The 26,121-nt window shown below is 65.6% G+C and carries 22 protein-coding genes and 1 pseudogene; 14 read left to right on the top strand and 9 right to left on the bottom strand.

Annotated elements, in window-relative coordinates; genetic code table 11:
• Positions 1-99 precede the first annotated feature (99 nt).
• The gene (locus tag AB4Y43_RS24545; RefSeq protein ID WP_069265199.1) at positions 100-699 is read right to left on the bottom strand and encodes a septal ring lytic transglycosylase RlpA family protein; all 600 of its coding nucleotides are present in this window, start codon (positions 697-699) and stop codon (positions 100-102) included.
• 769 nt (positions 700-1,468) lie between these two features.
• Here AB4Y43_RS24545 and AB4Y43_RS24540 point away from each other — a divergent pair.
• The 3 genes from AB4Y43_RS24540 to AB4Y43_RS24530 all read left to right on the top strand — a co-directional run bounded on the left by AB4Y43_RS24540 (position 1,469) and on the right by AB4Y43_RS24530 (position 3,308).
• Positions 1,469-2,113 (top strand): MBL fold metallo-hydrolase, encoded by a 645-nt coding sequence (locus AB4Y43_RS24540; RefSeq protein ID WP_368728968.1) that lies wholly within the window; start codon positions 1,469-1,471, stop codon positions 2,111-2,113.
• Positions 2,114-2,127: 14 nt separating this feature from the next.
• Entirely contained in the window at positions 2,128-2,760 is a 633-nt protein-coding gene (locus AB4Y43_RS24535) for an exonuclease (RefSeq protein ID WP_368618033.1), read from the top strand.
• A 77-nt stretch (positions 2,761-2,837) separates the two neighbouring features.
• Positions 2,838-3,308, top strand: coding sequence for an Lrp/AsnC family transcriptional regulator (locus tag AB4Y43_RS24530; protein ID WP_174479506.1), 471 nt, complete (start codon positions 2,838-2,840; stop codon positions 3,306-3,308).
• A 58-nt stretch (positions 3,309-3,366) separates the two neighbouring features.
• On the opposite strand, the gene AB4Y43_RS24525 is transcribed toward AB4Y43_RS24530, so the two are convergent.
• The 3 genes from AB4Y43_RS24525 to AB4Y43_RS24515 form a co-directional block, all read right to left on the bottom strand.
• The gene (locus AB4Y43_RS24525) at positions 3,367-4,548 is read right to left on the bottom strand and encodes a cation diffusion facilitator family transporter (RefSeq protein ID WP_368728967.1); all 1,182 of its coding nucleotides are present in this window, start codon (positions 4,546-4,548) and stop codon (positions 3,367-3,369) included.
• A gap of 296 nt (positions 4,549-4,844) precedes the next feature.
• Positions 4,845-5,153 carry an H-NS family nucleoid-associated regulatory protein gene (locus tag AB4Y43_RS24520; RefSeq protein ID WP_069265202.1) on the bottom strand — a complete coding sequence of 103 codons (309 nt, stop codon included), beginning with the start codon at positions 5,151-5,153 and terminating at the stop codon, positions 4,845-4,847.
• A 413-nt stretch (positions 5,154-5,566) separates the two neighbouring features.
• Positions 5,567-6,253, bottom strand: coding sequence for a HugZ family protein (locus AB4Y43_RS24515; protein WP_368728966.1), 687 nt, complete (start codon positions 6,251-6,253; stop codon positions 5,567-5,569).
• Between the two features lie 154 nt (positions 6,254-6,407).
• Here AB4Y43_RS24515 and AB4Y43_RS24510 point away from each other — a divergent pair, with 154 nt between their 5' ends.
• On the top strand, positions 6,408-7,628 hold the full coding sequence (locus AB4Y43_RS24510) for an MFS transporter (RefSeq protein WP_368728965.1): 1,221 nt from the start codon (positions 6,408-6,410) through the stop codon (positions 7,626-7,628).
• A 116-nt stretch (positions 7,629-7,744) separates the two neighbouring features.
• Here AB4Y43_RS24510 and AB4Y43_RS24505 read toward each other — a convergent pair whose 3' ends face one another.
• Positions 7,745-8,890 (bottom strand): branched-chain amino acid ABC transporter substrate-binding protein, encoded by a 1,146-nt coding sequence (locus AB4Y43_RS24505; RefSeq protein WP_342949610.1) that lies wholly within the window; start codon positions 8,888-8,890, stop codon positions 7,745-7,747.
• A 570-nt stretch (positions 8,891-9,460) separates the two neighbouring features.
• A complete protein-coding gene (locus tag AB4Y43_RS24500; RefSeq protein ID WP_368728964.1) occupies positions 9,461-10,612 on the bottom strand; it encodes an NAD(P)H-dependent flavin oxidoreductase in 1,152 nt (383 codons plus the stop codon).
• Positions 10,613-10,876: 264 nt separating this feature from the next.
• On the opposite strand from AB4Y43_RS24500, the gene AB4Y43_RS24495 reads away from it, so the two are divergent.
• Entirely contained in the window at positions 10,877-11,575 is a 699-nt protein-coding gene (locus tag AB4Y43_RS24495; RefSeq protein ID WP_069265207.1) for a dienelactone hydrolase family protein, read from the top strand.
• A gap of 167 nt (positions 11,576-11,742) precedes the next feature.
• Positions 11,743-13,257 carry an amidase gene (locus tag AB4Y43_RS24490; protein ID WP_069265208.1) on the top strand — a complete coding sequence of 505 codons (1,515 nt, stop codon included), beginning with the start codon at positions 11,743-11,745 and terminating at the stop codon, positions 13,255-13,257.
• An 80-nt stretch (positions 13,258-13,337) separates the two neighbouring features.
• Here AB4Y43_RS24490 and AB4Y43_RS24485 read toward each other — a convergent pair whose 3' ends face one another.
• The 3 genes from AB4Y43_RS24485 to AB4Y43_RS24475 all read right to left on the bottom strand — a co-directional run bounded on the left by AB4Y43_RS24485 (position 13,338) and on the right by AB4Y43_RS24475 (position 15,471).
• Positions 13,338-13,649, bottom strand: a complete 312-nt coding sequence (locus AB4Y43_RS24485) for a high-potential iron-sulfur protein (protein ID WP_069265209.1) — start codon at positions 13,647-13,649, stop codon at positions 13,338-13,340.
• 205 nt (positions 13,650-13,854) lie between these two features.
• Positions 13,855-14,961 (bottom strand): NAD(P)/FAD-dependent oxidoreductase, encoded by a 1,107-nt coding sequence (locus tag AB4Y43_RS24480; RefSeq protein ID WP_069265210.1) that lies wholly within the window; start codon positions 14,959-14,961, stop codon positions 13,855-13,857.
• Between the two features lie 201 nt (positions 14,962-15,162).
• Positions 15,163-15,471, bottom strand: coding sequence for a DUF4148 domain-containing protein (locus tag AB4Y43_RS24475; protein ID WP_069265211.1), 309 nt, complete (start codon positions 15,469-15,471; stop codon positions 15,163-15,165).
• A 649-nt stretch (positions 15,472-16,120) separates the two neighbouring features.
• On the opposite strand from AB4Y43_RS24475, the pseudogene AB4Y43_RS24470 reads away from it, so the two are divergent.
• From AB4Y43_RS24470 to AB4Y43_RS24435, 8 genes and pseudogenes are all read left to right on the top strand, one after another.
• Positions 16,121-16,543 (top strand): annotated as a pseudogene (locus tag AB4Y43_RS24470) (hypothetical protein); the annotation flags it as partial.
• A gap of 54 nt (positions 16,544-16,597) precedes the next feature.
• Positions 16,598-17,398 (top strand): endonuclease/exonuclease/phosphatase family protein, encoded by an 801-nt coding sequence (locus AB4Y43_RS24465; RefSeq protein ID WP_069265212.1) that lies wholly within the window; start codon positions 16,598-16,600, stop codon positions 17,396-17,398.
• Between the two features lie 785 nt (positions 17,399-18,183).
• Positions 18,184-18,954: a ferredoxin--NADP reductase gene (locus tag AB4Y43_RS24460; protein WP_069265213.1), complete on the top strand. Its 771-nt coding sequence runs from the start codon at positions 18,184-18,186 to the stop codon at positions 18,952-18,954.
• Positions 18,955-19,360: 406 nt separating this feature from the next.
• A complete protein-coding gene (locus tag AB4Y43_RS24455) occupies positions 19,361-20,383 on the top strand; it encodes a sensor histidine kinase (RefSeq protein ID WP_368728963.1) in 1,023 nt (340 codons plus the stop codon).
• Entirely contained in the window at positions 20,380-21,036 is a 657-nt protein-coding gene (rqpR, locus tag AB4Y43_RS24450) for a response regulator transcription factor RqpR (protein WP_069265214.1), read from the top strand. Before AB4Y43_RS24455 ends, rqpR begins: the two co-directional genes overlap by 4 nt.
• A 323-nt stretch (positions 21,037-21,359) precedes the next feature.
• Positions 21,360-22,778: an amino acid permease gene (locus AB4Y43_RS24445; RefSeq protein WP_069265215.1), complete on the top strand. Its 1,419-nt coding sequence runs from the start codon at positions 21,360-21,362 to the stop codon at positions 22,776-22,778.
• A gap of 435 nt (positions 22,779-23,213) precedes the next feature.
• Complete coding sequence (locus AB4Y43_RS24440; RefSeq protein ID WP_069265216.1) at positions 23,214-23,711, top strand: (2Fe-2S)-binding protein; 498 nt, start codon at positions 23,214-23,216, stop codon at positions 23,709-23,711.
• 14 nt (positions 23,712-23,725) lie between these two features.
• On the top strand, positions 23,726-26,116 hold the full coding sequence (locus tag AB4Y43_RS24435) for a xanthine dehydrogenase family protein molybdopterin-binding subunit (RefSeq protein ID WP_368728962.1): 2,391 nt from the start codon (positions 23,726-23,728) through the stop codon (positions 26,114-26,116).
• Positions 26,117-26,121: the final 5 nt, after the last annotated feature.

Below are 26,121 nucleotides of genomic sequence, written 5' to 3'. Positions count from 1 at the left end.
GTCAATCAGGCGGCCCTTCGCGTATACATCCAACTCTGCCAGGCGGTTCAGTCTCAGGCGCGTCGCGGCGCACTCAGCGCCACGCCCAAACGAGATCGCTTAGTGATCGATGTTCGAGTTCGCGGCAAGCATATCCGCTTGCGCGGCCTTCGCTTCCTGGCGCGTGAGGCCTTCGATGTCCACCTTCGCCGTACCCGCGTGCTGCACGCCAAGGAGCTTGGCGGCGGCATACGAGAGGTCAAGCACACGGCCACGTGCGTACGGGCCACGGTCGTTGATCTTCACCACTACCCACTTCGACGTGCCGGGCACGCTCACGCGCACATACGAGCCGAGCGGCAGCGTGCGGTGCGCAGCAGTGAGCGCCTTCATGTTGAAGCGCTCGCCGCTTGCGGTGCGGCGGCCGTGGAACGCGCGGCCGTACCACGAGGCGCGGCCGGTCTGGTGGAACGAGTGGACGTCCGGGCCGTTCTCGTCGATCGCCTCGGCGTTCGCGAGCGAGTTGTCCTTCGCGGTGCCCGATGCGGGCAGCGCAGCGAGCGCGGAGCCGTAGCCCTGCGGCGCAGTGAAAGCGGCGTCCTTCGTGCGAAGGGCGTCGCTGGATGCCTGGTCCTGCTGGGCAGGCGGCACGGCGCAACCGGCCAGAATGGACACGGCTGCGAGACTCCCGAGTCGTCGTCGAGTCAGTCTAAGGTTCATAACATTGCCATCACGTTCTCGAAGCCTGTCCCGCGCCATGTGTGCGCGTTGTCGGAAGGGCTTCGGCGGTCGCGGGCAAAGCTTCGCCATCGCTCGCCTGGAATGAAAAAGGCGAACGCGTGCCAATGCCCGGATGCAGCCCTAATAAGCCGCTAACCGCTAGTTATCTTTCACGTCTGGCGCAACCTGTCCCCGGCAGCCTGACCAGACCCCACATGCCGCCATCGAACGATGAAGCTCGTTCAGGCGCGCCGGAAACTCTCGGCGCACAGGAACGGCGGCGTAGGCCCCACCCAGCGTCACGGCATGTAGGCCGTTGCAGGCGCGTGGCACCTGGCTGGGCAAGACGTGCGGCGTCGAACGGATCGACACCTGATTTGCTATCTTGTAAGGCAGCCTGTTTCGGCCCGCCTAGAACGACAGCACTGCTTGACGGCGATGTATGCGACCTCTTTTTTTACGAAGGTCACACCGCCCTTTGAAAGCACGAATTCCGTGCGTGATGGGTCGCATTATACCCAAAAGTTATTCCTGTCACGCCGGTGCCTCACAAATCTCCATGATTTTTCACTATTGATGTAACAAAGCCGTTCGCCTTGCGCCGCCGCATCCCTTGTCAGACAAGAGATTGAGGCTGTCGCGAGCGGCGTCGGCGGCGCTTCCTGCACCCCGGTACAATCGATCTTTTGGCTGGGGCCGTCGGCACGCGACGTCGATTTCGACGCGTCGCTGTACCCGCCCCGCGAGACCTGAACCCCACGATCCCCGCATGAAAGTCACGCTGATTCCCGTCACGCCGTTCCAGCAAAACTGCTCGCTGCTCGTCGACGAAACGACGAACCGCGCCGCCGTCGTCGATCCGGGCGGCGACCTCGAACGCATCGAGGGCGAGATCGAACGTCAGGGCGTGCAGCTGGAAAAGGTGCTGCTCACCCATGGCCACCTCGACCACTGCGCCGGCGCGAAGGCGCTCGCCACGAAGTTCGGCGTGCCGATCGAAGGCCCGCAGGAAGACGAGCGCTTCTGGATCGACCAGTTGCCGCAGCAGAGCGTGCGCTTCGGCTTCGGTCACGCCGAGGCGTTCGAGCCCACGCGCTGGCTTCAAGACGGCGACACGGTGCGCTTCGGCGGCGAGGAACTCGAGGTGTATCACTGCCCCGGGCACACGCCGGGTCACGTGATCTTCTTCAGCCGCAAGCACCGGGTCGCCACGGTCGGCGACGTGCTGTTCGCGGGTTCGATCGGCCGCACGGATTTCCCGCGCGGCAATCATGCGGACCTGATCCGTTCGATCCGCGAAAAGCTCTGGCCGCTGGGCGACGACGTCACGTTCGTGCCAGGCCATGGCCCCGTTTCGACATTCGGCGAGGAGCGCCGCTCCAACCCCTACGTCGCAGATGGCGTACCTGGATGAGAGTGAAAAGTAAGATGAACCAAGCCGCAATTGAGGAGATTTACGTCAGCACTGACGTCGAGGCCGATGGTCCCATTCCCGGCCCGCATTCGATGCTGAGTTTCGCTTCGGCGGCGTACACCGCCGACAAGCGTTTGATCGCCACGTTCTCGGCCAATCTCGAGATGCTCGGAGGCGCGGCGCCGCATCCGGTGCAGGCCGCCTGGTGGGAGACGCAGCCCGAGGCCTGGGCCGCATGCCGCAAGGATCTGCAAGACCCGGCGGCGGCGCTCGTGGCCTACGTCGAATGGGTGGAGGCGCTGCCCGGCAAGCCCGTGTTCGTGGCGATGCCGGCGGGCTTCGATTTCACCTTCATGTTTTGGTACATGATGCGTTTTGCCGGGCGTTGCCCGTTCTCGTGGTCGGCGCTCGACATCAAGACGCTCGCCTTCGCGATGACGGGCCTGCCGTACCGCAAGTGCATCAAGCCGCGCTTTCCGAAGCACTGGTTCGACGATCACCCTCATACGCACGTCGCGCTCGACGACGCGATCGAGCAAGGCGCCCTCTTCTGCAACATGCTGGCCGACTTGCGCGCACAGCAAGCCGCGCTCGCCGCTGATGGGGACGACTCAGGACAAAACGCCGCGAGCACTCCGGCAAATTAGGTAATCTCCCTCATCATCTGCGCTTTGCATTGCGTTCTGTTCTCCTGGCCTCTAACATTCAGGAATACAGCGACGCAATGGAGGCGCAGTTGACACTCGATACGTTCTCTCAGAAGATCCTGCGCCTGCTGCAGCTCGACGCGCGCCGCTCGGTCCAGGAAATCTCCGACCAGGTGGGGCTCTCCAGCACCCCTTGCTGGCGCCGTATCAAGGACATGGAACAGTCGGGCGTGATCCAGCGCTACACAGCGCTGCTCGATCGCGAAAAGCTTGGCCTGCACGTCTGCGCGCTCGCGCATATCCATCTCACGCGCCACACCGAAGGCGGCGTCGAAGCCTTCGAACGCGAGATCGCCACCTGCCCCGAAGTCACCGAGTGTTACAGCACCACGGGCGAGTCGGACTACATCCTCAAGATCGTCGCGCCCGACATCAAGGCCTACGACGCCTTCCTGCACGAACGCATCTTCCGCATTCCCGCGGTGGCGCAGGTGCGCACGAGCGTCGTGCTGCGGGAAATCAAGTTCGATACGCAGTTGCCGCTGTGAAGCCACATAGCGCGGCGGCTTCTCTGCCGCGCAATGTGTGCCTGCTGCGTGGCGCGATTCAATGTGCCTCGCGCGGTTTGTCATGCACGGCCAGCGCGCCATGCGCATCGAGCGGCTGCATGACGACGAGCTTGCTCGCGCCGAGGCGCGCGCGCAGCGCTTCCAGATCCATGGCGGCCACGCGGCGCGCGTCGTCCGCCGCGGCCAGCACCACCTGAATCTCCAGCCCCGTGCTCAAGTAGTGCAGCGTGATGCCTTCGAGATGCACGTCATGCTCCGCCAGCTCGCTTCGCAGGCGCCTGGCCACGTCGTCGCGCGCAGGCAGGTTGGCCACGGAGCGCACGTGCATGTCGTCTTCGGGATCGACGTGAATCAGTGCATCTAGTACGCGTGCATCGGTGAGCAGGCGAGCGCGCGCCGTCTCCGCGATGTAGTGCCCTTCCGAAACCGAAATCAGCGGATCGACGAGGATGTGCGCATCCACTAGCGCGAGGTCGCCGGTCTTGCGTGTGCGCATCTCGTGCACGTCGAGCACGCCCGGCGTGCCCATCAGCAGCGCGCGCAGGTCCGCGGCGGCGGCTTCGTCGAGCGCGCGGTCGGAGAGGTCCTGCAGCGCATCCCAGCCGAACACCCAGCCCATGCGCGCGACCATGAAGCCGACGATGGCCGCCGCGATCGGATCGAGCAGCCGCACGCCGGCGAGGCTGCCCACAATGCCGATCGCCACGACCAGCGACGAAGCCGCGTCGGAGCGCGCATGCCAGGCATTGGCGATCAGCATGGCCGAGCGCACGCGCTGCGCCTCGCGCAGCATGTAGCGAAAGAGCCCTTCCTTGGAAACCAGCACGAGGAGCGCCACGACCAGCGCGCTCACGCGCAGCGCCGGAATATCGCCGAGATTCATGATGCGCGTGCCGGCGCGCACCAGCATGCCGACGCCCACCGCAATCAATAATGCGCCAAGGAATAACGACGCGACCGTCTCGTAACGGCTGTGGCCGTAGTTATGATCGGCGTCCGGCTTGGCGCCGCTATGCCGGTTGGCCAGCAGCACGACGAAGTCGGAAACGATATCGGCGAGTGAATGCACGCCATCGGCAATCAGCGCCTGCGAATGCGCAAACACACCGATGACGATTTGCAGCACCACCAGAACAGAATTGACGCCAACGCTGACCCACGTCGTACGGCGTGCGACCTCGTGTTTATCTGAGAACGGGGGGGCGGCGGAAGAAGTCATGCGCGGCGAGAGAGCAAATTAGGGGAATAACCGCGATTGTAGCGACTGCATGCGACGATTTTATGGATAGCCCTAAAAATCTCTTTTAAATCAGATGCCTACAAGACCAGGAAGCATTCTCATTCAAGCCGTGGATACGGTTCGAACCAAACCGCACATGGTGCAGAAAATCAAAAAGCCGCGCGTCCCCGGACTGCGCGGCTTCTTGTTTTCGAGAATCAGGAGATACCTCGCCCGACTCCGCTCCTGCTTTCACTCATGCGCAGCGCGTTCAAACGCGCCGCTGACAAGTTGATTTACTTCTGGATCAGAAAACGATCGCGGTCTTGACCGGCGATCCAGCGCGGCGGCTTGCCACGGCCCGACCACGTGCTGCCGCTGTCGGGATCGCGGTATTTCGGCGCAACGCTCGCACGCGAACGGCTGGCCGCCTTCGCGGCTTTGGCGCTGGCGCGGCCGCCACCGAGTTCTGCCAGGGTAATGCCGTAGTCGGCCATTTTCTGCTTGATTTCATCGAGGACCTCGGCATATTCGCGAGCCTTCGCCTCTTCAATCTGCTTTTCCAGCTTCTCTCGCTGAGCGAGAAGTTCCTTGTAGGAAGACATAGGTGCCCTTGTGGTTTGATCTTAATGGCTACTGATCTCGCGTCAGTATGCCGATTGATAGATGCGTGCCTCGGAAATCGGTGGCGAGATTAACACAGATTTGAATGGCGGGTTGCGTGTAAGCAATAAAAATAATTAAAGCCAGATTTCCAATCCCGCGCCTTCCAGCAAGCCTCTAACTCATTGTCATTTCGTGCAAATCGGTATTTTTACTAAATCCCGCTTTTGCCAGATAAATCCACATCTCATAATTAGCAGCGGATGAACATTAAATGCGTTGAAATACGTCAAACATTTCATCGCATGACAACTTTGAGCCAATCAACGGGGATAGAAACCGGTTGCTGCTAAGCAGCATGAGGCGACGCGCTATATAGGACGGCGGACAACGCCCGCATGGGCGGAATAAACCGTCATTGCGTATGGCGCTCAATGCAGTCGGCTAGCACCGCATGCAAGGATTGCAAATCAAACTGTGGCGCATCGAAAACAAAGCGCGTGCGGGCGCCGTCGATCACGAGATCGGCGCCGTAGCGATCCACGCCTGCGAGATGCAGTCCGGCTCGGCGGGCGGGGTGCGTTTCGAAAAAGCGGATCAGCGTGGTTTCGTCGGCGGGAGCGAGCGGGGGGAGCGCGTCGAGGTCGGCGCCGTCCATCCAGCCCATTGCGCCAAACCCGCCGATATAACGCAGCCGCTCGACGTGCATGACCCAGAAGGTGAAGTCGCCGAGTGCGAGATAGCGCTCGGCGTCCGGGTGATAGCGCACGTAGCGCCGCGCCAAGGCCTCGCTCGCTTCGTGGGCGGCTGAATCGACCGGCGCGACCGGTTCGAAGCGGCCGAGCAGCGTGGCGCGCGGGGCGTTCAGCACGTCGGCGTCGGGTGCGTGCGCGACGAGAAAGCCCGCGCGCGGGTCGTCGAGCAAATTGCGCGTGTGCTCGGCCAGACGGCTCACCAGGATCACCGGACGGTGCTGCGCGTCGGGCGCGAACGGCAGCAGCGTCGGATACGGAAAACCGCGCGGCTCGCGCGAGTGCGTGGCGAGCGTGCCGACAGGCGCCTGGTGCAGCAGATGCAGCGGGGCGTGAGCGGGAATCTTCAAGGGCGCGTCCTCGAGTCGAACGATGGATGCTCCTGATATTAGAGCAGCCGGCCCGGCCAACGCGCTGCGACAGGCCAGTCGCACCTTCGTTAGAATCATCGTTTGCTTTCAGGCGCCTTCCTGGTCCCTTCCCTTCCTTCTGCCCGGAATCCCCGTGTCCGACCGACCGACCGACCCCGCCCTCGCCGTTGCGAGCCCAGCCGCCCACCATCGGGCGCTGCCCGCCGCCACGCGTCATCGCGCGCGCATCGCGACCATGGCGCTCTTTTTCGTCGCCGGCATGATGTACGCGTCGTGGGGCGTGCACGTGCCGACCGTGCGCGACAAGTTTCATCTGAGCCCGGCACTTCTCTCTTACGCGCTCTTCGCGGTCGCGGGCGGCTCTATTGCCGCGATGACGACGATCGGCGGCTGGATCGCGCGCGTGGGCTCGCGCCGCGCCTGTCTCACCGGCGGCCTGACGATGTCCGTGTGCGGCGCGCTGATCCTGGTGGTCCCGTATTACTGGATGCTGATCGTGGTGCTCGCCTTTTTTGGCGTGGGCATGGCCACGCTCGACGTCGCCATGAACGCCGAAGCGAGCGCCGTGGAAGAAGCCGTCGCCAAGCCGATCATGTCGGGGCTGCACGGCATGTTCAGCCTGGGCGGCATGGCGGGCGCGGCGATTGGCGGCGCTCTGCTCGCGCGCGGCATGGCGCCGGCGCTGCATCTCTTTCTCGCTTCGGCGCTGGCGGCGCTCGTGCTGTTCGTCTCGTGCCCGGCTGTCCTGCCGCACGTGCCGCACGCTACGCACGGCGAGCACGCGAAAACCGGCAACCGCTGGCGCACGCCCGCGCTCTGGGCGCTAGGCGCCATCGCGCTCATCGCCCTGATCGCCGAAGGCGCGATGTACGACTGGGCCACGGTCTACATGCGCGACGTGGTGCTCTCCACGCCTGCGCTAGCCAGCGCGGCCTACGCGGCGTTTTCGGGCGGCATGGCCGCGGCGCGCTTCGCCGGCGACGCCGTGCGCGCGCGCTTTGGCGCGCCGCAGCTCGTGATGGCGAGCGCCTCGCTCGCGTGCGCGGGCATGATCGGCGCGCTGTTGCTGCCGTTCTCGTTCACCGCGCTCACGGGCTTCACGCTGATGGGGCTCGGCCTCGCCAACATGATGCCGGTGCTGTTCGCGGCCGCTGCGCGCGTGAAAGGTATCCACGCGGCCGAAGGGCTCGCGCACGTCGCGGGCATCGCCTATTTCGGCTTGCTGTTCGGGCCGGTGGTGATCGGCGGCATCGCGCAGGTGACCAACCTCACGGTCGGGCTCGCCGTGGTGGCGTTGTGCGCGGCGCTCGTGGCGTTTGCGGGGCCGAAGGTGCTGCGGCGGCTGGGGATCTGAAAGCGCATCGATAACTGCGTCACGCGCAGCCCCAAACGAAAAAAAGCCCGCAGGCCGAAACCTGCGGGCTTTTCCAATCGCGTGAGCGAAATGGGTAAGTACGCGCTAAGCGCGAATTACATCTTCACGACGTCGAGCAGCGACTTCTTGCCCGACTTGTAGTTGTACAGCGAGATCACACCGTGCTTGAGGTCGCCCTTCGAATCGAAGGTCGTCTCGCCAATCACGCCCTTGTAGTCCGTCGTCGGCATTTCGGCGAGGATCTTTGCCGGATCCGTCGAGTTCGCACGCTTCATGGCGTCGACGATGATGTACACAGCGTCATACGTGAACGGTGCGTAGATCTGGATCGGCTGGCCGAAGCGCTTCTCGAACTTGGCTTCGAATTCCTTGCCGCCCGGCATCTTTTCGAGCGCCATGCCGGCTTCCGAACACACGATGTTGTCGGTCGCGTCGCCGGCGAGGTCGGCCAGCTTGTCGGTACAGACGCCGTCACCCGCGAGCACCTTCGCGCGCAGGCCAAGCTGCTTGGCTTGCTTGGCGAACGGGCCGCCGGTGGCATCCATGCCGCCGTACATGATCGCGTCGGGGTTTTCGCCCTTGATCTTCGTCAGAATGGCGCGGAAGTCCACGGCCTTGTCGTTCGTCGCGTCATGCGACAGCACGTTCATGCCGAGCGACTTGGCGGTCTTCTCGAACTCGTTCGCGAGACCCTGGCCATAAGCCGTCGAGTCGTCGACCACGGCAACGGTCTTGACCTTCAGGTTCTTCGCCGCGTAGTTCGCGAGCGCCGGGCCCTGCTGGGCGTCGGTCGCCACGACACGGTAGGTCGTCTTGAAGCCTTGTTGCGTGTAGGCCGGGTTCGTGGCCGACGGCGAGATCTGAACGATGCCTGCATCGCTGTAGATCTTCGATGCCGGGATCGACGTGCCCGAGTTCAGGTGGCCGACGATGGCAACGACTTTATCGTCGACGAGCTTCTGCGCGACCTGGGTGGCCGTGCGCGGGTCAGCTGCGTCGTCTTGTGCGTCGAGCACGAGCGTGACCTTCTGGCCGCCGACCATGAGGCCCTTCGCGTTGATCTCTTCGACTGCGAGACGTGCGCCGTTTTCGTTGTCTTTACCGAGGTGCGCAATCCCACCCGTAAGCGGCGCGACGTGGCCAATCTTGACCGTAACGTCTGCGCTCGCTGCCGTTGCGAACGACGCGAACATAATGGCCGCAGCGCTGATCGGCAACAGCTTGTGAAGCTTGATAGTCATGTAAGTCTCCAGTTTCGAACCCAAAAGCTACGTAATCGCCCAGTGCTCCCGCGCCCCGAACGTGTCGCTCCCCGTGCGGACGACCACGCAGGATGCATCCTTGATGCACCTGGCCAGCATGGCGAATGGTCCGTTCATGGCGGGCCGCCCATCCATACTTGCGCGCAAGTGTAGGTGATCAAATTAATTTGGGGGACTTTTTTCAGATATTGGTGCGAGTACCAATATGCGTACTGCAAGAACAGTTCGAAACCCTGATCAATCGACCGCAAGCCTTATGTAATAAGGCATCCGGACTTTGGATCCAATTATTGGGAGATTCCCTGAGGGGTCCCGCGCGAATCGTTTTTTGGATTATTTGACGGGAGTTATTGGTGTGTTAGTGCACGCGTTCCGGGAATACACCAGGGTGCCGTGCGACCATATGAAAACCCCTCCCATTCGCGATAACGTTTGCGAGTCGCACGGACGCCCGGAACGCACTTTTTTGCGCGTGCCGGTTCAAGTAAGCATTCGATTAATTTTGCACGCCGATGCGTTGCGGACTCGCCTCTCATGCGGCTACCTGCCTCACGCGTCGTGACTCAGTTTGCCGGGTAGTTTGCCTGACACAGCACGCCATTCGGCATCGAGCGCAGCGACGATTTGCGCGGCGCCGAGACCGGCCTCGCGCGTGCGAGAAAGCGGTGCGCCCTGCCCCGACCACAGCGACAGATAATCGCCGTCGTTCTCGCGCGCCGCGCGTTGCCGCAACGGCTGCGTGAGCGCGTTTTGCACGGGGTACGGCGCGACCGTCTCGGGCCGAGCCTCGAGCTGCTGCATGAGCGGATTGCGAATGCCGCGCGCGTGGCGTCCGGTGATCGCGCGCGTGACCGAGGTCGCGGTATCCGTCGACGCACGCAGCCGCGCCTTCCAGTCGGCGGGAATCGCACTTTCCGCGCAGCCGAGAAACGCGGTGCCCATCTGCACGCCTTGCGCGCCCAGCGCGAGCGCCGCGACGATGCCGCGCCCGTCCATGATGCCGCCCGCCGCCAGGACCGGGAGGCCGACCGCACCTGGTGCATCGACCGCATCGACGAGTTGCGGCACCAGTGCCATCGTGCCGATGAGCGCGTGCGGCGCCTCGCCGATGAACGTGCCGCGGTGCCCGCCCGCTTCGGCGCCTTGCGCGACGATCGCATCCGCACCCGCGTCGCGCCACGCGAGGGCTTCGGCCACATGGGTGGCCGTGCCCATCACGTAGCTGCCAGCCGCATGCAGGCGGGCGACGTCGGACTTGGGCAACAGGCCGAACGTGAAGCTCACCACCGGCACGCGCAGCTCGATCACCATGTCCAGTTGCGCGCGAAAGTCGGGCGCGTAACGTGCGAGCGCCTCACCGGGCGGCAAACCGTGCCGGGCCGCCACCGGATCGATCGCCTCGAGTGCGCGGCGCACGGTGGCTTCGTCGGGATTCGCAGGGTCGAGCACGAACAGGTTCACGCCGAAGGGCTTGTCGGTAAGCGCGCGAATCGCGGCGACTTCACTGGCGATCTTTTCGGGTACGAGCGCCGCCCCGGCGAGAAAACCGAGCCCGCCCGCGTTCGACACCGCCGCGACGAGCGCGGGCGTGGTCGGGCCGCCCGCCATCGGCCCCTGCACGAGCGGCAGGCGCAAACCGAAGCGGCGGCTGAACGGCGTGGAAAAGTCGGGCGACGTGCGCAACGCGGGAGTAGAACTCATGAGGCGATCCTTGTATGGCTGAATGAGCGATGACGATGCAATCGCTACCGACTCTAGCCAAAGCCCTCCTGCCCGAAAAATGAATAATCGAGATCATTACGATCCGCTTGCGAGAACGCGTTTACCGTGGCGTGCGCTGCAGAGGTTCAAGGGCCTATGGCAAACTGGCTCCCCGATTTCGCGACGCGCCGCGGGCAGTGTGCGAGCCGCCTGCCTGAGCGCTGCGGCGCGTCGCATGTCTCATTATGAAGACGGAGAAACAACATGAGCGTTTCGACCAAATGGATCGACATTCCCGCCGGCAATGACAGCTTCGGCGCGTACCTCGCGCTGCCCAGGGGCGGCAAGGGTCCGGGCATCGTCATCCTGCAGGAGATCTTCGGCGTGAACGGGCACATCCGCGACGTCGTCGAGCAATATGCGCTCGACGGCTACGTGGCGATCGCCCCCGACGTGTTCTGGCGCGCGGCCCCTCGCGTCGAGCTCGACTACGTGGGCGCGGACCGCGATCGCGGCATCGCGCTGATGCAGAAGACGGACGTCAACCTCGTGGTCGAGGACATCGCCGCGACGGCGGCTGCGCTGCGCGCGCTGCCCGAGTGCACGGGCAAGGTCGCGGCGATCGGCTACTGCTTCGGCGGCCGTCTTGCCTACCTCGCGGCCGCCAGCGGTTCGGTGGATGCGGCGGTGTCCTACTACGGCGGCGGCATCCAGAATCAGCTCGATCTCGCCGACAAGGTCACCAAGCCGATCCTCTTCCACTACGCCGAACTCGATCACGGCATTCCGCTTTCGGCGGTGGGCCAGGTGAAGGAGCGCTTCGCGGGCCGCCCGAACGCCGAGTTCCACCTGTACCCGAACGCCGATCACGGCTTCAACTGCTCGGTGCGCGCCTCGTACAACCAGCACGCTGCGGCGCTCGCGCACGGCCGCACGTTGAGCTTCCTGGCCGAGCATCTGTAATACCCTTCGGGCGGCAACGACGGTTGTCGCCCGGCCGTCGTTGCGCACGCGTCGCTGCATCGATGCGCGCGCAACGACAAACCCCGCAGGCGCGCCGCCCGCTTACACTCCTTGCGTAGCCGTATCGCTCAAGCCCGGCCCCAACCCGACGACGAGGAGTGCGCGCCTTGCAATCCGACTATCTGGAATACGACGCCATCGGCCTCGCCGATCTCGTGCGCCGCCGCGAGGTGAGCGCGCGCGAGCTGCTCGACACCGCCATCGCCCGTGCGGAAGCCGCCAATCCCGCGATCAACGCCATCGTCCTCAAGGACTATGAAGCGGCGCGCGAGCGCGCGCGGCGCATCGAGGCGTCCGGCAACGGCGTGAGCGCGCTGAGCGAAGGACCGCTCGCCGGCGTGCCGTTTCTCGTCAAGGACCTCGGCGCGGCCGTGGCCGGGCTGCGGATGACGCTTGGCAGCCGTCATTACCGCCACTACATTCCCACCGCCGACGCGCCCGTGGTTGCGCGGTTTCGCGCCGCGGGCCTGAATATCTTCGGCAAGACCAGCGCCTCGGAACTCGGGCAGATGCCCTATACCGAACCCGAGCTGTTCGGCCCCTGCCGCAACCCGTGGAACCTCGATCACACGCCCGGCGGCTCGAGCGGCGGCGCGGCCGCCTCGGTCGCGGCAGGCATCGTACCGCTCGCGCACGCGTCCGACGGTGGCGGTTCGATCCGCATTCCAGCGTCGTGCTGCGGGCTCTTCGGCTTCAAGCCGTCGCGCGCGTTCCAGCCGGCGTCCGACGTGCCGCCCCCGCCCGGCGCACTCGGCGTCGATCTCGCGGTGTCGCGCAGCGTGCGTGACAGCGCGCTGATGCTCGACCTGATCGCCGGCGACCCCGCGTTGCCTGCCGGCGCGCCCGGCACCTTCCTCGCCGCCGCGCGCGCCCCGCTCGACGGCTCGAAGCCGCTCGCCATCGCGCTGTTGACCGAGCCGATGTTCGCGGACACACTCGCGCCCGAAGTGCGCAGCGCGCTCGACGATGCCGCCGAACTGCTCACGTCGCTCGGCCATCGCGTGGAGCCGTTTTCGCTGCCCGTGGATTACGCACAGGCGCGCGAGGCGTTCCTGATGCTGTGGTCGGTGGTGGCCGAGCAGTACGTGCTGCACGCGGACGACATCACGGGCACGAAGCCGCACCGCCGGGAGTTCGAGATCGCAACCTGGGCCATGGCGCACATCGGCCAGAAGCTCGGCGAGCGCGAGCTGCCCGCGGCGCTCGACGTACAGCAGCGCATCACGGCGCAGCTCGCCGACCTGATGAAGCGCTACGACGTGCTGCTGTGCCCGACGCTCGCGGCACCGCCGGTGAAAATCGGCGAACTGAAGCCAAGCCAGAGCGAGCGCATCCAGATGCGCGCGGTCACGGCCATGCCGGTGGAAGTGCTGATGAGAAAGCTGCTGACCGAAGCCTCGAACAAGGCATTCGCGTGGGCCGGCTGCACGGAGCTTTTCAACCTGACCGGCCAGCCGTCGATGTCGGTGCCGCTCGCGTGGAACGCTCGCGGGCTGCCGATCGGCGTTCAGTTCGCCGCACGCGAGGGCAACGACGCATTGTTGCTGCGCCTCGCGGCGCAACTGGAGGCGGCGCGCCCGTGGTTCAACCGTCGGCCGCCGTTGCTGCAGGCGCGGCGCTAGCGCGCCTGCGCTTTCATGAACGACGTGCGCGGGCAGTGAAGCGTGTGGGGTCTACGCATTGCAGTGCCCGCACCGTTCCATCACGCCTTCTTGTTATAAGCGCTGCACCAGCCCTTGCCCGCGACCTGCTTGCCGCCGAACATCGGGCACGGCGCGAACGCGTCGGTGGCCTTGCCCTGGTAGAACGTGCAGTTGCTGCAGTCCTGGCCGGCGGCGTACTTTGCGAACTTCGCTCGGTCGACCTTGGTCGCGTCGAGCTTGTAGCCGAGCGCCTGGGAGGTGGGATCGGATTCGGCAGCCTTGGGCGCGTCGGCGAAGGCCTGGCGCGAAAGCGCGAGCGTCGAAGCGACGCCGATGCTCGTAATCAGAAAGCTGCGGCGGGACGATTTCATATGACTCACTCCAGTATTGTGGCGATTCGTTCGCTGGGTTTTCGCGCGGCGCCAGGGTGTGGCGCGTGCCGCGCATGCCTCTGAGCCGCTCTGGTGGCGGCGTCGCGAAGAAGCTTAACAACGAAGCAAGCCCCGGTGACGCTGCAATGCTGGAGATAAGTGAGCGGCATGATGCCGCTCGGCGGAAGAAGGGCGCAAAGCCCGATCAATCGAACGAAGCCATCTCGCACACGCGCTGTGCGATCGCCAGTGAAGCCGTGAGCCCCGGCGACTCGATGCCGAACAGGTTCACGAGGCCGCGCACGCCGTGCGACGCCGCGCCCTGGATCATGAAATCGGCGGCGGGTTCGCCCGGCCCGGAGAGCTTCGGGCGGATGCCCGCGTAAGCGGGCTGCAGTGCGCCATCGGGCAGCGCCGGCCAGTAGGTGCGGATCTGCGCGTAGAAGGAATCGGCGCGGCGGGGATCGACGTCGTAATCGACCGCATCGATCCATTCGACGTCGGGGCCGAAGCGCGCCTGGCCGCCCAGATCGAGCGTGAGATGCACGCCGAGGCCCGCGTCGTTGGGCATCGGATAGATGAGGCGCGAGAACGGCACCCGACCCGAAACGCTGAAGTAATTGCCGCGCGCCAGATAGAACGGCGGCACATGGCGCGCGTCGAGCCCGCGAATGCGTTTGGCGAGCTTCGTCGCATAGAGGCCTGCGCTATTGATGACGCAGGTGGCTCGAATGTCGATCGGCGCGTCGCCGCCGGTTCGCACCGTGAAGCCGCCGCCCAGCGCATCGATCGACTCGACCGGCGACTTCAGCGCGATCACGGCGCCGTCGCGCTCCGCGTCGCCTTGCAGCGCGAGCATGAGCTGATGGCTGTCGACGATACCGGTTTGCGGCGAGTACACGGCCGCGACGCATTCGAGCGCCGGTTCGAGCGCGAGCGCCTCGCTGCCGCTGATACGCGTGAGGTCGAACACGCCGTTTTCCTTGCCGCGCGCCCGAATCGCCTCGAGTTGCGGAATCTGGTTCGCCGCCGTGGCGACGAGCAGCTTGCCGCAGCGCGCGTGCGTGACATTGTGAGACGCGCAGTACTCGTAGAGCATTTCGCGCCCGCGCACGCACAACGTGGCCTTGAGCGAGCCGCGCGGGTAGTAGAGCCCGGCGTGAATCACCTCGCTATTGCGCGAACTGGTGCTGGTGCCGATGGCCTCGGCGGCTTCGAGCACGATCACCTCGCGCCCGCGCGCGGCAAGCGCACGCGCAACGGCGAGGCCGACCACGCCCGCGCCGATCACCACGCATTCGATCTGGTCCATGTCCCTGCATCCCGCCTTCGCAGCGCCGGCAGGCAAGCCGGCCGCACCGCGATCCTCTCTGCCATGGGGTGGGCAGCGCACTACGCACGCCGCCGCCTGACAAAAATTGTACGCCGCCCGGCGGGGAGGCTACGCCAGACTCTCGCAAGGAAAGAGCGGAAGGGAACAGAGCAGGGCTGTCGGCGCGCATGCGCCGAAGCGTCAGTTGGCGACGTTGTGTGCGCGGAAAAAGCCCGCGGCCTGCTCGCGAGGCGCGGTATAGCCGCCCATCGCGTATTGCTGCGGATAAGCCGGCGAATTCGGGTCCAGACTCAGTTCACCGTGAGCACGGGCGCTGGCCAGCTCGGCCTTCACCTCGGCACGCGTCTTCGGGGCGTTCGTGGCGACCGCCGCGACGGGAAGCGATTGAACCGCCGGCGTCGCCGCATCGCCGCCAGCGAATGCGGGCGCAGTGGCAAGAGCGGTGGCGGCGCTGACCAGCAGGACAGCAAGCGTAACGGACTGCTTCATGGCGATGCTCCTTCGAGACGATGCCCGGCAAGCTTTGCAACCGATGCTGGCCAGCCGGCGGAATCCGAACAACGCGTTGGGCGCGTGGAAGCCAGTGTAAACACGGGCTATCGAAAAGCCATCCCGATAAGGAACAAGTCAGCGTTGCAGCCACGACAACAATTTTCGCCAAAACACCCCAACATATTTATGTTTGTTGCGCTTCAATAATCAATCACTCGGCGCGCGATGGTTGAAGCGCGCCTGCCGCGCCCCCATCTCTGATGAACCGCTGCGGTCCGGCGTTTGCGAACCCGGTATAGGATCGATGGTCAGAACGTACCCGCCCCGCCGTAGCGTTGCCGACACTGTCGCCTCGCGCGGCGCCGTGCACGGAGCCACCTATATGAAGTTGTGGAAACATTGCCTTGCCCTGCTGCTCCTAGCCGCCCTCGCCGGAACGAGCGTGTGCGCGCTGGCGCAAACAACGGCGCAGCCGGCCTATACGACGCCTTCGGAGCCGCCCATCCTGCCGGGCACGCAAGCGCCGGCGGAGCCACCTCCGCCTCCCCCGCCGCCGACCTCACGCGCCGTGACGCCACCGCCCCCGCCGCCGCCCACTGCACCCGCCGGGACCGCCGGTGCGCCCGCTCCTGTCACGCAGGGCGCTGTCCAGTGGGAGCTGCAGGTGATGCGCGACGGCCAGCAAATCGACGCGTTCAATGGCACGACCTCGATCGGCCAGGCGCACACGGACACGCATCACAAGGTCGTCTCGCACCGCGTGGGCTGCAAGGATCAGCCGGCCGGCAGCATCGATCTGTCGCGCACGATCACCGTTTCGCCGCTGCAGGTTCGTGCGAACCTGGTCGTCCTGTCGGTCGACGCGCAGGAAACCCTCGAGAACGACACCGTGCCGACTACGCCCGAAGGCTGCCGGCTGCCACCGCAGCCGCGCCAGGTGAACGCGAGCCACCCGGGCCTGATCGTGCCCGATGGGCAGTGGGTGACCTGGCAGATCGTCGACCAGAACCCCTCGCTTGCGTACCGGGTACGCGCAACGCTCGCGCCGCCGTCCGCATCCGCACAGTGACCGCACCGATTCAATGCACGACCCGGCGTGACCCAATCCGTTAGAAAAAAACGCATGCGAAATCCCGAACAACCGCTCATCGACACCTCACTGAGCAAAGACTTCGTCGCCGTGAGCTGGAATCTGCACAAGGGCCGCTCGCCGCTGGGCTTCGAGGCCTGGGAGGCGATGCGGCGCTGGGTGCAGTCCACCCATGCCGACGCCTGGTTTCTCCAGGAAGCGATGGCCCGCCGCTTGCCGCAGCCGGTGCTCGCCTCGGCCTTCGGCGCGCAGCTGGGCGACCCGCTCGACGACGTCTGGCACTGCCAGGCCACCGAAATCGCCACCGCGCTCGAATTGCAGATCGCCCTCGGGCCCAACGTGTTCAAGCCTTCATGGCGGCACGGCAATGCGATTCTTTCGCCGCATCCGCTCGATCTGGGCGGACGCTGGGACATTTCTGCGCACCGCTTCGAGCGGCGCGGGTTGCTCGTTGCGCGCGCAAACATAGCCGGCCAGTCCGTCACGCTGCTGTGCGCGCACCTCGCGCTCACCCGCAGCGCGCGGCTGCGGCAGATGAACTGGATCGCGCACTGGATCGTGAAGGAGGCGCCGCAGGGGCCGCTCGTGCTGGCGGGCGACTTCAACGACTGGCGCAACGATTCCGTGCCGCTTTTCGCGGAGCATGGGCTGCAGGAAGTCGCGACGCTGCTCGGCGAGCCGGCGCGCACCTTTCCGGCCTTTTCGCCGGCGCTCGCGCTCGACAAGATGTTCGTCCGGGGCCTCAAGCCCGTCGAGCTGATCCAGCCCGCGCAGGAGACCGCCTGGCTCTCCGATCATCTGCCGTATATGGCGCGCCTGCGGCTCGAAGACTGACGCACCAGGCAGCAATGGCGGCGCGCGGTTCCACCGAAGCATCCGCGCGCCACTCCCCCGATCGCGGCCCACGGCGCGTGCAAGCCCGCGCTAATATGTCGCGTCGCGCGCGCCGCGCGTTTCGTCAGGTCTCCTCAGATGCATTACTTCGCCACGCTGTCTCGCGCGCCGCGGCGCACCGTCGCAGCACCGCTGCAGCGTCGAAAATGGCGCCATTGCGCGCGCATCGGCGCCTAAAACCCGCGCCGAAACAGCCCCGCCAGCAGGGTCAATGCTGCGGGCTGTCAGACCTTCCGGTATCATTTAGCGGAAAATTCGCACAAGCCGATCGCGTTTTCGCAATCCGGCGCGTGCCGCCAGCAGCAGGAGAACCCGCTCTCGCGGGTCCTGGCAAGCTCCGCTCCGGCCCGCGAGGCCGGGTGAAGTTTGACCCGCCGCCCCCTTTTGCCGTCGCCAGCCGTCCCCGCGAAAGCGTGTTGCGCCCGCGCGCGGACGCCAGCACACCGCCGCAGCGAGCCACCCTCCCTTGCCGCGCAGCGGACCCAACCCGGTCCAGGCAGATCGACAAGCAGGATCGACCGGGTCCTTGCGGCGCGAGCGCGGTAAAATAGCGGATTGCGCCCCGTTCGCAGCGGGGCAAACTGGCAAAACAACAGGGACTTGCCTGCCGTGGCGTAAAGCCAGGCCGACGGGTCCCGGGCATATCGTCAAAGCTACGCTGTACTGGACAGCAGGCCGGCAGGATCGCCGCAGTCAGGCGGCGCTTGTTTCGCACTTCAGGAACCATGAGCAAATTCACCGAAGAAACCGTTCTGAGCGTCCATCACTGGACCGACACGCTTTTCAGCTTCACCTGCACGCGCGACCAGGCCCTGCGTTTCGATAACGGCCAGTTCACCATGGTCGGCCTCGAAGTGGACGGCAAGCCGCTGATGCGCGCGTACTCGCTCGCGAGCGCGAACTACGAAGAGCATCTGGAGTTTCTGAGCATCAAGGTGCCGGACGGCCCGCTCACGTCGCGCCTGCAGCACCTGAAGATCGGCGACAAGGTGCTGATCGGCAAGAAGCCCGTCGGCACGCTGGTGGCCGACAACCTGCTGCCCGGCAAGGTGCTGTGGCTGCTCTCGACCGGCACGGGCCTCGCCCCGTTCATGTCGATCATCAAAGACCCGGACATCTACGACCGCTTCGACAAGATCGTGCTCACGCACACCTGCCGTTTCGTCGACGAACTCGCGTACAAGGACTTCATCACCGAAGAACTGCGCGAGCATGAATACCTCGGCGAGATCGTGCGCGAGAAGCTGGTGTACTACCCGACCGTCACGCGCGAAGTGTTCGACAACCGCGGTCGGATCACCGAGCTGATCGACACGAAGAAGCTGTTCGAAGACCTCGATCTGCCGTCGTTCTCGCCCGAGCGCGACCGCATCATGCTCTGCGGCAGCACGCACATGCTGCGCGACACCGTCGATCTGCTGGAAAAGGCCGGCCTCACGGAAGGCAGCAACAACCAGCCGGGTCACTACGTGGTGGAAAAGGCGTTCGTCGGTTAAGCGCCCACCTCAGGTCGCTCGCGGCAAGAAGAACCGGAGCCTCGTGCTCCGGTTTTTTTTCGCCTGCGCATTTTTAATTGGCCCTGTATTTTGTCGTTGACGCAGTTACAGTTGTCACACAAATGCGATACCTTTCCTGTCAGTATTTTTCCTACATGACAAAGCGCTGCGACCTCATGCTACACCTGAAGTTTGGCCGCTAACCCTTGCCCAGCCTGAAGTTTTTCTTTTTTTAAGATATTATCGCAACGCAACATTGGACACACTCATACGTGTCCAGGGGCAGAGCCAGGTTGTTACTGGTTGTAAATTTCGTTACGCTGCGCCGTGCTGTTCGCCGTCACGCGGGGAAGCCAAATCCCGACGGACGTCTGACAGCAGGAACCGGTTCCTGAACGGGGGAATGATGGATACGTCGAGATACGCCGCGCCGAACGCGCGCACGCCCGCCGGCGATGCGCCGCGCGCCGCTCATGGCGTCGACGGCCTCGCCCTCCTCGCCTGGTCCGCTGCCGCCGACCAGGCGGCCACGGTGGCCGCGCTCGAAGGCCTCGAGCGCGCACATCGGCAGATTGCCGCGCCAGCGCGCGGCGCACGCCGCCGCGCGAGCCGCACGCTTGCCCACGGCAGCGCCGCCCAGTCCATTCACGCCGACGAAGCCGTGCGCCACCAGCTCGCGCGCGACCTGCACGACAGCGTCGGCGCGGAACTCGCCGCCACGCACTTCGCGCTCGCCAACGTCCACACCTGGCTGCCCGCCAATGCCCCGCCGCAATGCGCCGAGGCGCTCGCGCTCGTCGCCCGCTCGCTCGAAGCCGCCACCGGCGCAATGCGCCAGGTGCTCGACGGCCTGCACGCGCCGCACCTCGACGCGGGCCTGGCACCGGCGCTCTCGTCGTGGGTGCACAGCTTCGCAGCGCGCACGGGCCTCGCCGCAAGCGTAGCCGGCGCCGGCGACGACGCGCGCCTTGCCCGCCTGCCCGCCGAGGCCGCTCTCGCCGTGTTCCGCGTCGCCCAGGAGGCGCTCGCCAATGTGGCGCGCCACGCGCAGGCCACGTGCGCCGAGGTGCGGCTCGAAAGCACGGCGCGCCACCTCACGCTCACCATCGCCGACGACGGCATCGGCCTCGCGCACGCCGCGGGCCGCACGCGCCGCAGCCTGACGAACGGTCATGGCGACGACAGCACAGCCAAAGGCGCGAGCCGCTCCGGCCACTACGGCCTCGCCGGCATGCGCGAGCGCTGCGCCGCCTTCGGCGGCTCGCTGCGCGCCGTCAAGGGCGGCATCACGCACGCGCACCACGACGACGCACCACAGGAAGCCGCCCCGCGCGGCACGACCGTGCGCGCGCGCTTCGCCTGGGACGCGCTGCTCGGCGCCGCCCATTCCGCCTCGCCCCTCCTCATGAAACAAGGCGCCCGCTCATGACCCATCGCATCCTGCTCGTCGATGACCATGCCGTCGTGCGCCAGGGCGTTCGCCAGTTGCTGCTCGACCGTGGCATTGCCACCGAGGTGATCGAAGCGCAAACGGGCGCCGAGGCGCTGGCCGCGATCGCGAAGCATGTGTGCGACGTGGTCCTGCTCGACATCTCGCTGCCGGACATGAATGGCGTGGAGGTGCTCAAGCGCGCCAAGAAAAAGGCGCCGCGCGTGCCAGTGCTGATGTTCTCGATGTATCGCGAGGATCAATACGCGGTGCGCGCGCTGAAGGCGGGCGCGGCCGGCTATCTGTCGAAGACGGTGGACGCCGCGCAGATGATCTCCGCGATCCAGCAGGTCGCCGCGGGCCGCAAGTACGTCAGCCCGGCCATGGCCGAAGCACTCGCCGACTACGTGCTGGTGGACGGCGAGCAACTGCCGCACGAGAAGCTCTCCGACCGCGAATACCAGACGCTGTGCATGCTCGCCTCGGGCAAGCGTCTCACCGACATCGCGCACGCGCTCTCGCTATCGGTGAAGACGGTGAGCGTCTACCGCACGCGCCTGCTCGAAAAGATGAAGCTCACCAATAACGCCGAGCTGACCTTCTATGTGATGAGCAACCGGCTCGTCGACCTTTCGCCTACCGTCAACGCCTGACGTTGCGGCGCCCCTGCGGCATCAAGGCGGCCTTTCGCCACAACCCGTTGATCCGGAAATGAATCTCGCCGTTTGCGCGGGTCCCCGCAAGGATCGCGCGCGGGCGTCGCGGATTGCGGCGGAATCGTCCGCGTCAAACGAACGTTTCCGACCCTGCTCGACCGGTCTCGCGCGCGAGTTCCGCTAAAATTTAGGGTTTCCCCCAAAGGCATCCGGCACGCGAAGCCGGCGCAGGCGGGCGTAGGTCAATCATGGGTCAACCACGGGTCAACCACCGCTCCAGCTCCTCGCCTTCGCGCGTTTTACGTGGAGTTCCCCGCCAAATGTCCCTCTTTCGCAAGAAGAACGTCGAGCACATGTTGCAGGCAAGCGCCCAGGGCGCCGGCCTGAAAAAAGCACTCGGCGCACTCGACCTCACCTTTCTCGGCATCGGCGCGATCATCGGCACCGGCATTTTCGTGCTGACCGGCACCGGCGCCGTGCAGGCCGGCCCGGCGCTCATGATCGCGTTCCTGATCGCGGCCGTGGCCTGCTGCTTCGCCGCGCTCGCCTACGCCGAGTTCGCCTCCACCATTCCCGTGGCCGGCTCGATCTACACCTATTCGTACGCCACGCTCGGCGAGCTGGCCGCGTGGGTGATCGGCTGGGACCTGATGCTCGAGTACGGGCTCGCCACTTCCGCAGTCTCGGTGGGCTGGTCGGGCTACCTGCAGTCGCTGCTTTCGGGCTTCGGCCTCACGCTGCCGGCCGCGCTCTCGGCCGCGCCCGGCGCCGTGCCCGGCGTGCACACGCTCTTCAATCTGCCCGCCTTCCTCGTGATGATGGCGATCACGGGGCTGCTTTCCGTGGGCGTGCGTGAATCCACGCGCATCAACAACATCATGGTGGCGATCAAGGTGACCGTGGTGCTGCTCGTGATCGCCGTGGGCGTGTTCCACGTGACCCCCGCGAACTGGCATCCGTTCATGCCCAACGGCTGGCGCGGCGTGTTCGGCGCCGCGGCCGTGATGTTCTTCGCGTTCATCGGCTTCGACTCGGTGTCGTCCGCCGCCGAGGAAGTAAAGAACCCCAAGCGCGATCTGCCCATCGGTATCATCGCCTCGCTCGCCGTGTGTGCGGTGCTCTACGTCGCCGTGGCGGCGGTCGTGACCGGCATCGTGCCCTCGCCGCGCTTCGCCCATGTCGGCCACCCGGTCTCGTTCGCGCTGCAGGTGGCGGGCGAAAACTGGGTCGCGGGCTTCATCGATCTGGGCGCCGTGCTCGGCATGCTCACCGTGATCCTCGTGATGAGCTACGGCCAGACCCGCATCATCTTTGCGATGTCGCGCGACGGTCTCTTGCCCGCGAAGCTCTCGAAGGTGCATCCGCGCTTCGCCACGCCGTTCTTCACGACCTGGCTCGTCGGCATTTTCTTTGGTCTGATCGGCGCGCTCGTGCCCCTGAACGTGCTCGCCGAACTCATCAACATCGGCACGCTCGCCGCCTTCTCGATGGTGTCGATCGCCGTGCTCGTCCTGCGCCGTACGCACCCGCACCTGCCGCGCGCGTTCCGCTGCCCGGGTGTGCCCGTGGTGCCGATTCTCGCGGTCGCTTCGTGCCTGTTCCTCATGATCAATCTCCAGCCGCTCACGTGGGTCGCGTTCCTGGTCTGGACCGCGTTCGGCCTCATCGTCTACTTCGGCTACTCGCGTCGCCATTCGCGTCTCGCGCACGCACCGCACGAGCACGTGCATCACGACTGATGCGCGTGATCTCGCGGTGACTCATCGCTGCACTGCAACGCAACGGGCCGCCCGAGTCATCGAGGCGGGCCGTTTTTTTTGCTGGCCGCAAGCATTCTGGAGGGTAAAACTCCGCGCAGCGAAATTCGGCAAATTGTGCTTTACTGTCCGGGCGTCACCCCAGGCTTCACTGAACAGCAAGGCACCAGCCGGACCCAGATTCCGCTCCACCCGCAATGGTTCGATCCGCCCGAAGCGCCCCGCGTGGTTTGCGTGGCGCCGTGCGTTGCGCGCGCGTTGAGGCGCAACGCGTTAAACGGGCGAGTTTTCCCACGGGCGGTTATGGCGGTCGATTCAGTGTAAAAAAGCGGGCCCAGGCAGGTCTCTATCCCATCATCTGGCATGGGACCGGAGCCACACGCAGCGCCGTGCTCCGGTCGACATTGGAGACAATCAATGGCGATCAGTATTAGCCTCACGGTCAACGGCGCGCCCGTGACCGCCGAGGTCGAACCTCACACGCTCCTGGTCCAGTTCCTGCGCGAACAGCAGCGTCTCACCGGCACGCACGTCGGCTGCGATACTGCCCAATGCGGGGCCTGCACCGTCCACCTGAACGGCCGCGCGATCAAGTCGTGCAACCAGCTCGCGGTGCAGTGCGACGGCATGGAGGTGACGACGATCGAAGGCCTCGCGAAAAATGGCGAGCTGCATCCCATGCAGACCGCGTTCCGCGAATGCCACGGCCTGCAATGCGGTTTCTGCACGCCCGGCATGGTGATGTGCGCGACCGCGCTCGCCGCCGCCAATCCCGACCTCACGGAAAGCGACATACGCGAAGGACTCGACGGCAACTTCTGCCGCTGTACGGGCTATCACAACATCGTGAAGGCCGTGGCCGCGGGCGCGCAGGCAATGCGCACCGGCGCCCCCGCTGCCGCCACGACGGCGTGACTCGGGAGGCCACCATGAACGCACCCGAACCCAATCGCATGATCGGCGCACCCGTCAAGCGCAAGGAAGACTTCCGCTTCCTCACCGGCGTCGGCCAGTACACCGACGACGTCGTGCTGCCCGCACAGACCTACGCCGTGTTCGTGCGCTCGCCGCACGCCCATGCGCGCATCAAGCGCATCGACGTCAATGCCGCGAAGGCCTCGCCCGGCGTCGTGGCGGTCTTCACCGGCGCGGACCTCGCCGCGGAAAACGTGGGCGGCCTGCCGTGCGGCTGGCTCATCCACAGCATCGACGGCACGCCCATGAACGAGCCGCCGCATCCCGTGATCGCGCACGAGAAAGCGCGCCACGTCGGCGACCAGGTCGCACTCGTGATCGCCGATTCGGTCAAGGCCGCGAAGGATGCCGCCGAACTGGTCGAGGTCGATTACGAAGAGCTGCCTGCCGCCGTCGACACGGCGCATGCCGCCGACGCCGGCCAGCCTCTCGTACACGACGGCGTGCCGAACAACACCTGCTACACGTGGGGCCACGGCGACAAGGCCGCGACCGACGCCGCTTTCGCACAGGCCGCGCACGTGACGACGCTCGACATCGTCAACAACCGGCTGATACCGAACGCCATCGAGCCGCGCGCCGTGAACGCGAGCTACTCGCAGCACGACGACAGCTACATCGTGTACGTGGCGAACCAGAACCCGCACGTCGAGCGCCTGCTGATGGCCGCGTTCGTGCTCGGGCTGCCGGAAACGAAGCTGCGCATCGTCGCGCCCGACGTGGGCGGCGGCTTCGGCTCGAAGATCTTTCTGTATGCCGAAGATGTCGCGCTCACGTGGGCCGCGAAGAAAATTCGCCGGCCGGTGAAGTGGACCGCCGAACGATCGGAGTCCTTCGTTTCCGATGCGCACGGCCGCGACCACGTGACCAAGGCCGAACTCGCCCTCGACAAGGACGGCAAGTTCCTCGCCATGCGCGTGCACACCACGGCGAACATGGGCGCGTATCTCTCGACGTTCGCTTCGAGCGTGCCGACCATCCTCTACGCCACGCTGCTCGCGGGCCAGTACACCACGCCCGCGATCTACGCCGAGGTGAAGGCCGTGTTCACGAACACGGTGCCCGTGGATGCGTATCGCGGCGCAGGGCGTCCGGAAGCGACCTACGTGGTCGAACGTCTCGTGGAGACGGCCGCGCGCGAGATGAACATCGACCCGGCCGAAATCCGCCGCCGCAACTTCATCAAGAGCTTCCCGTATGCCACGCCCGTTGGCCTCACCTACGACACGGGCGACTACGAAGCCTGTCTCGGGCGCGCACTGGAGCTCGCCGACGTGAAGGGCTTCGCCGCGCGCCGCGACGCATCGAAGGCGCAGGGAAAACTGCGCGGTCTCGGCTACTCGTGCTACATCGAGGCATGCGGGCTCGCGCCGTCGAACATCGCGGGTGCGCTCGGCGCGCGTGCGGGCCTCTTCGAAGCCGGCGAGGTCCGCGTGAACCCGACCGGTTCCGTCACCGTGTTCACGGGCTCGCACAGTCACGGCCAGGGCCACGAGACGACGTTCGCGCAAGTCGTGGCCGATCGCCTCGGCGTGCCGATCGAACAGGTCGAGATCGTGCACGGCGACACCGGCCGCATTCCGTTCGGCATGGGCACCTATGGCTCGCGCTCGATCTCGGTGGGCGGCTCGGCCATCATGAAGGCGCTCGACAAGATCGAGGCGAAGGCGAAGAAGATCGCCGCGCACATGCTCGAAGCGGGCGCGGAGGACATCGAGTTCGCCGACGGCGTGTTCCGCGTCGCGGGCACCGACCGCACGAAGACCTTCGCGGAAATCTCGCTCGCCGCCTACGTGCCGCACAACTATCCGCTGGAGACGCTGGAACCCGGCCTCGACGAAAGCGCGTTCTACGATCCGACCAACTTCACCTATCCGTCGGGCGCGTATCTCTGCGAAGTCGAAGTCGATCCCGAGACGGGCGAGACGCGTATCGAACGCTTCACCGCGGTGGACGATTTCGGCAACGTCATCAACCCGATGATCGTCGAAGGCCAGGTGCATGGCGGTCTCGGCCAGGGGATCGGCCAGGCGATGCTCGAGCAGTGCGTGTACGACAACGAGAGTGGCCAGTTGCTCTCCGGCTCGTACATGGACTATGCGATGCCGCACGCGTCGGATGTGCCTTCGTATACGGTCGAAACCGCGAAAGGCACGCCGTGCACGCACAATCCGCTCGGCGTGAAGGGCTGCGGCGAAGCCGGCGCGATCGGCTCGCCACCCGCCGTGATCAACGCGATTCTTGACGCACTCGCGCCGCTAGGCGTGAAGGACCTGCAGATGCCGGCCACGCCGCATCGTGTATGGCAAGCGATCCAGGCCGCGCAGGCCACTTCACAACCTTGAGCGGA

Origin of the sequence: Paraburkholderia sp. BR10872, from assembly GCF_040965835.1 — a bacterium.
Lineage (GTDB): Bacteria > Pseudomonadota > Gammaproteobacteria > Burkholderiales > Burkholderiaceae > Paraburkholderia > Paraburkholderia nodosa_A.
Note: the sequence above shows the minus strand (reverse complement) of the source record. Positions and strands in the feature narration are given on the sequence as shown.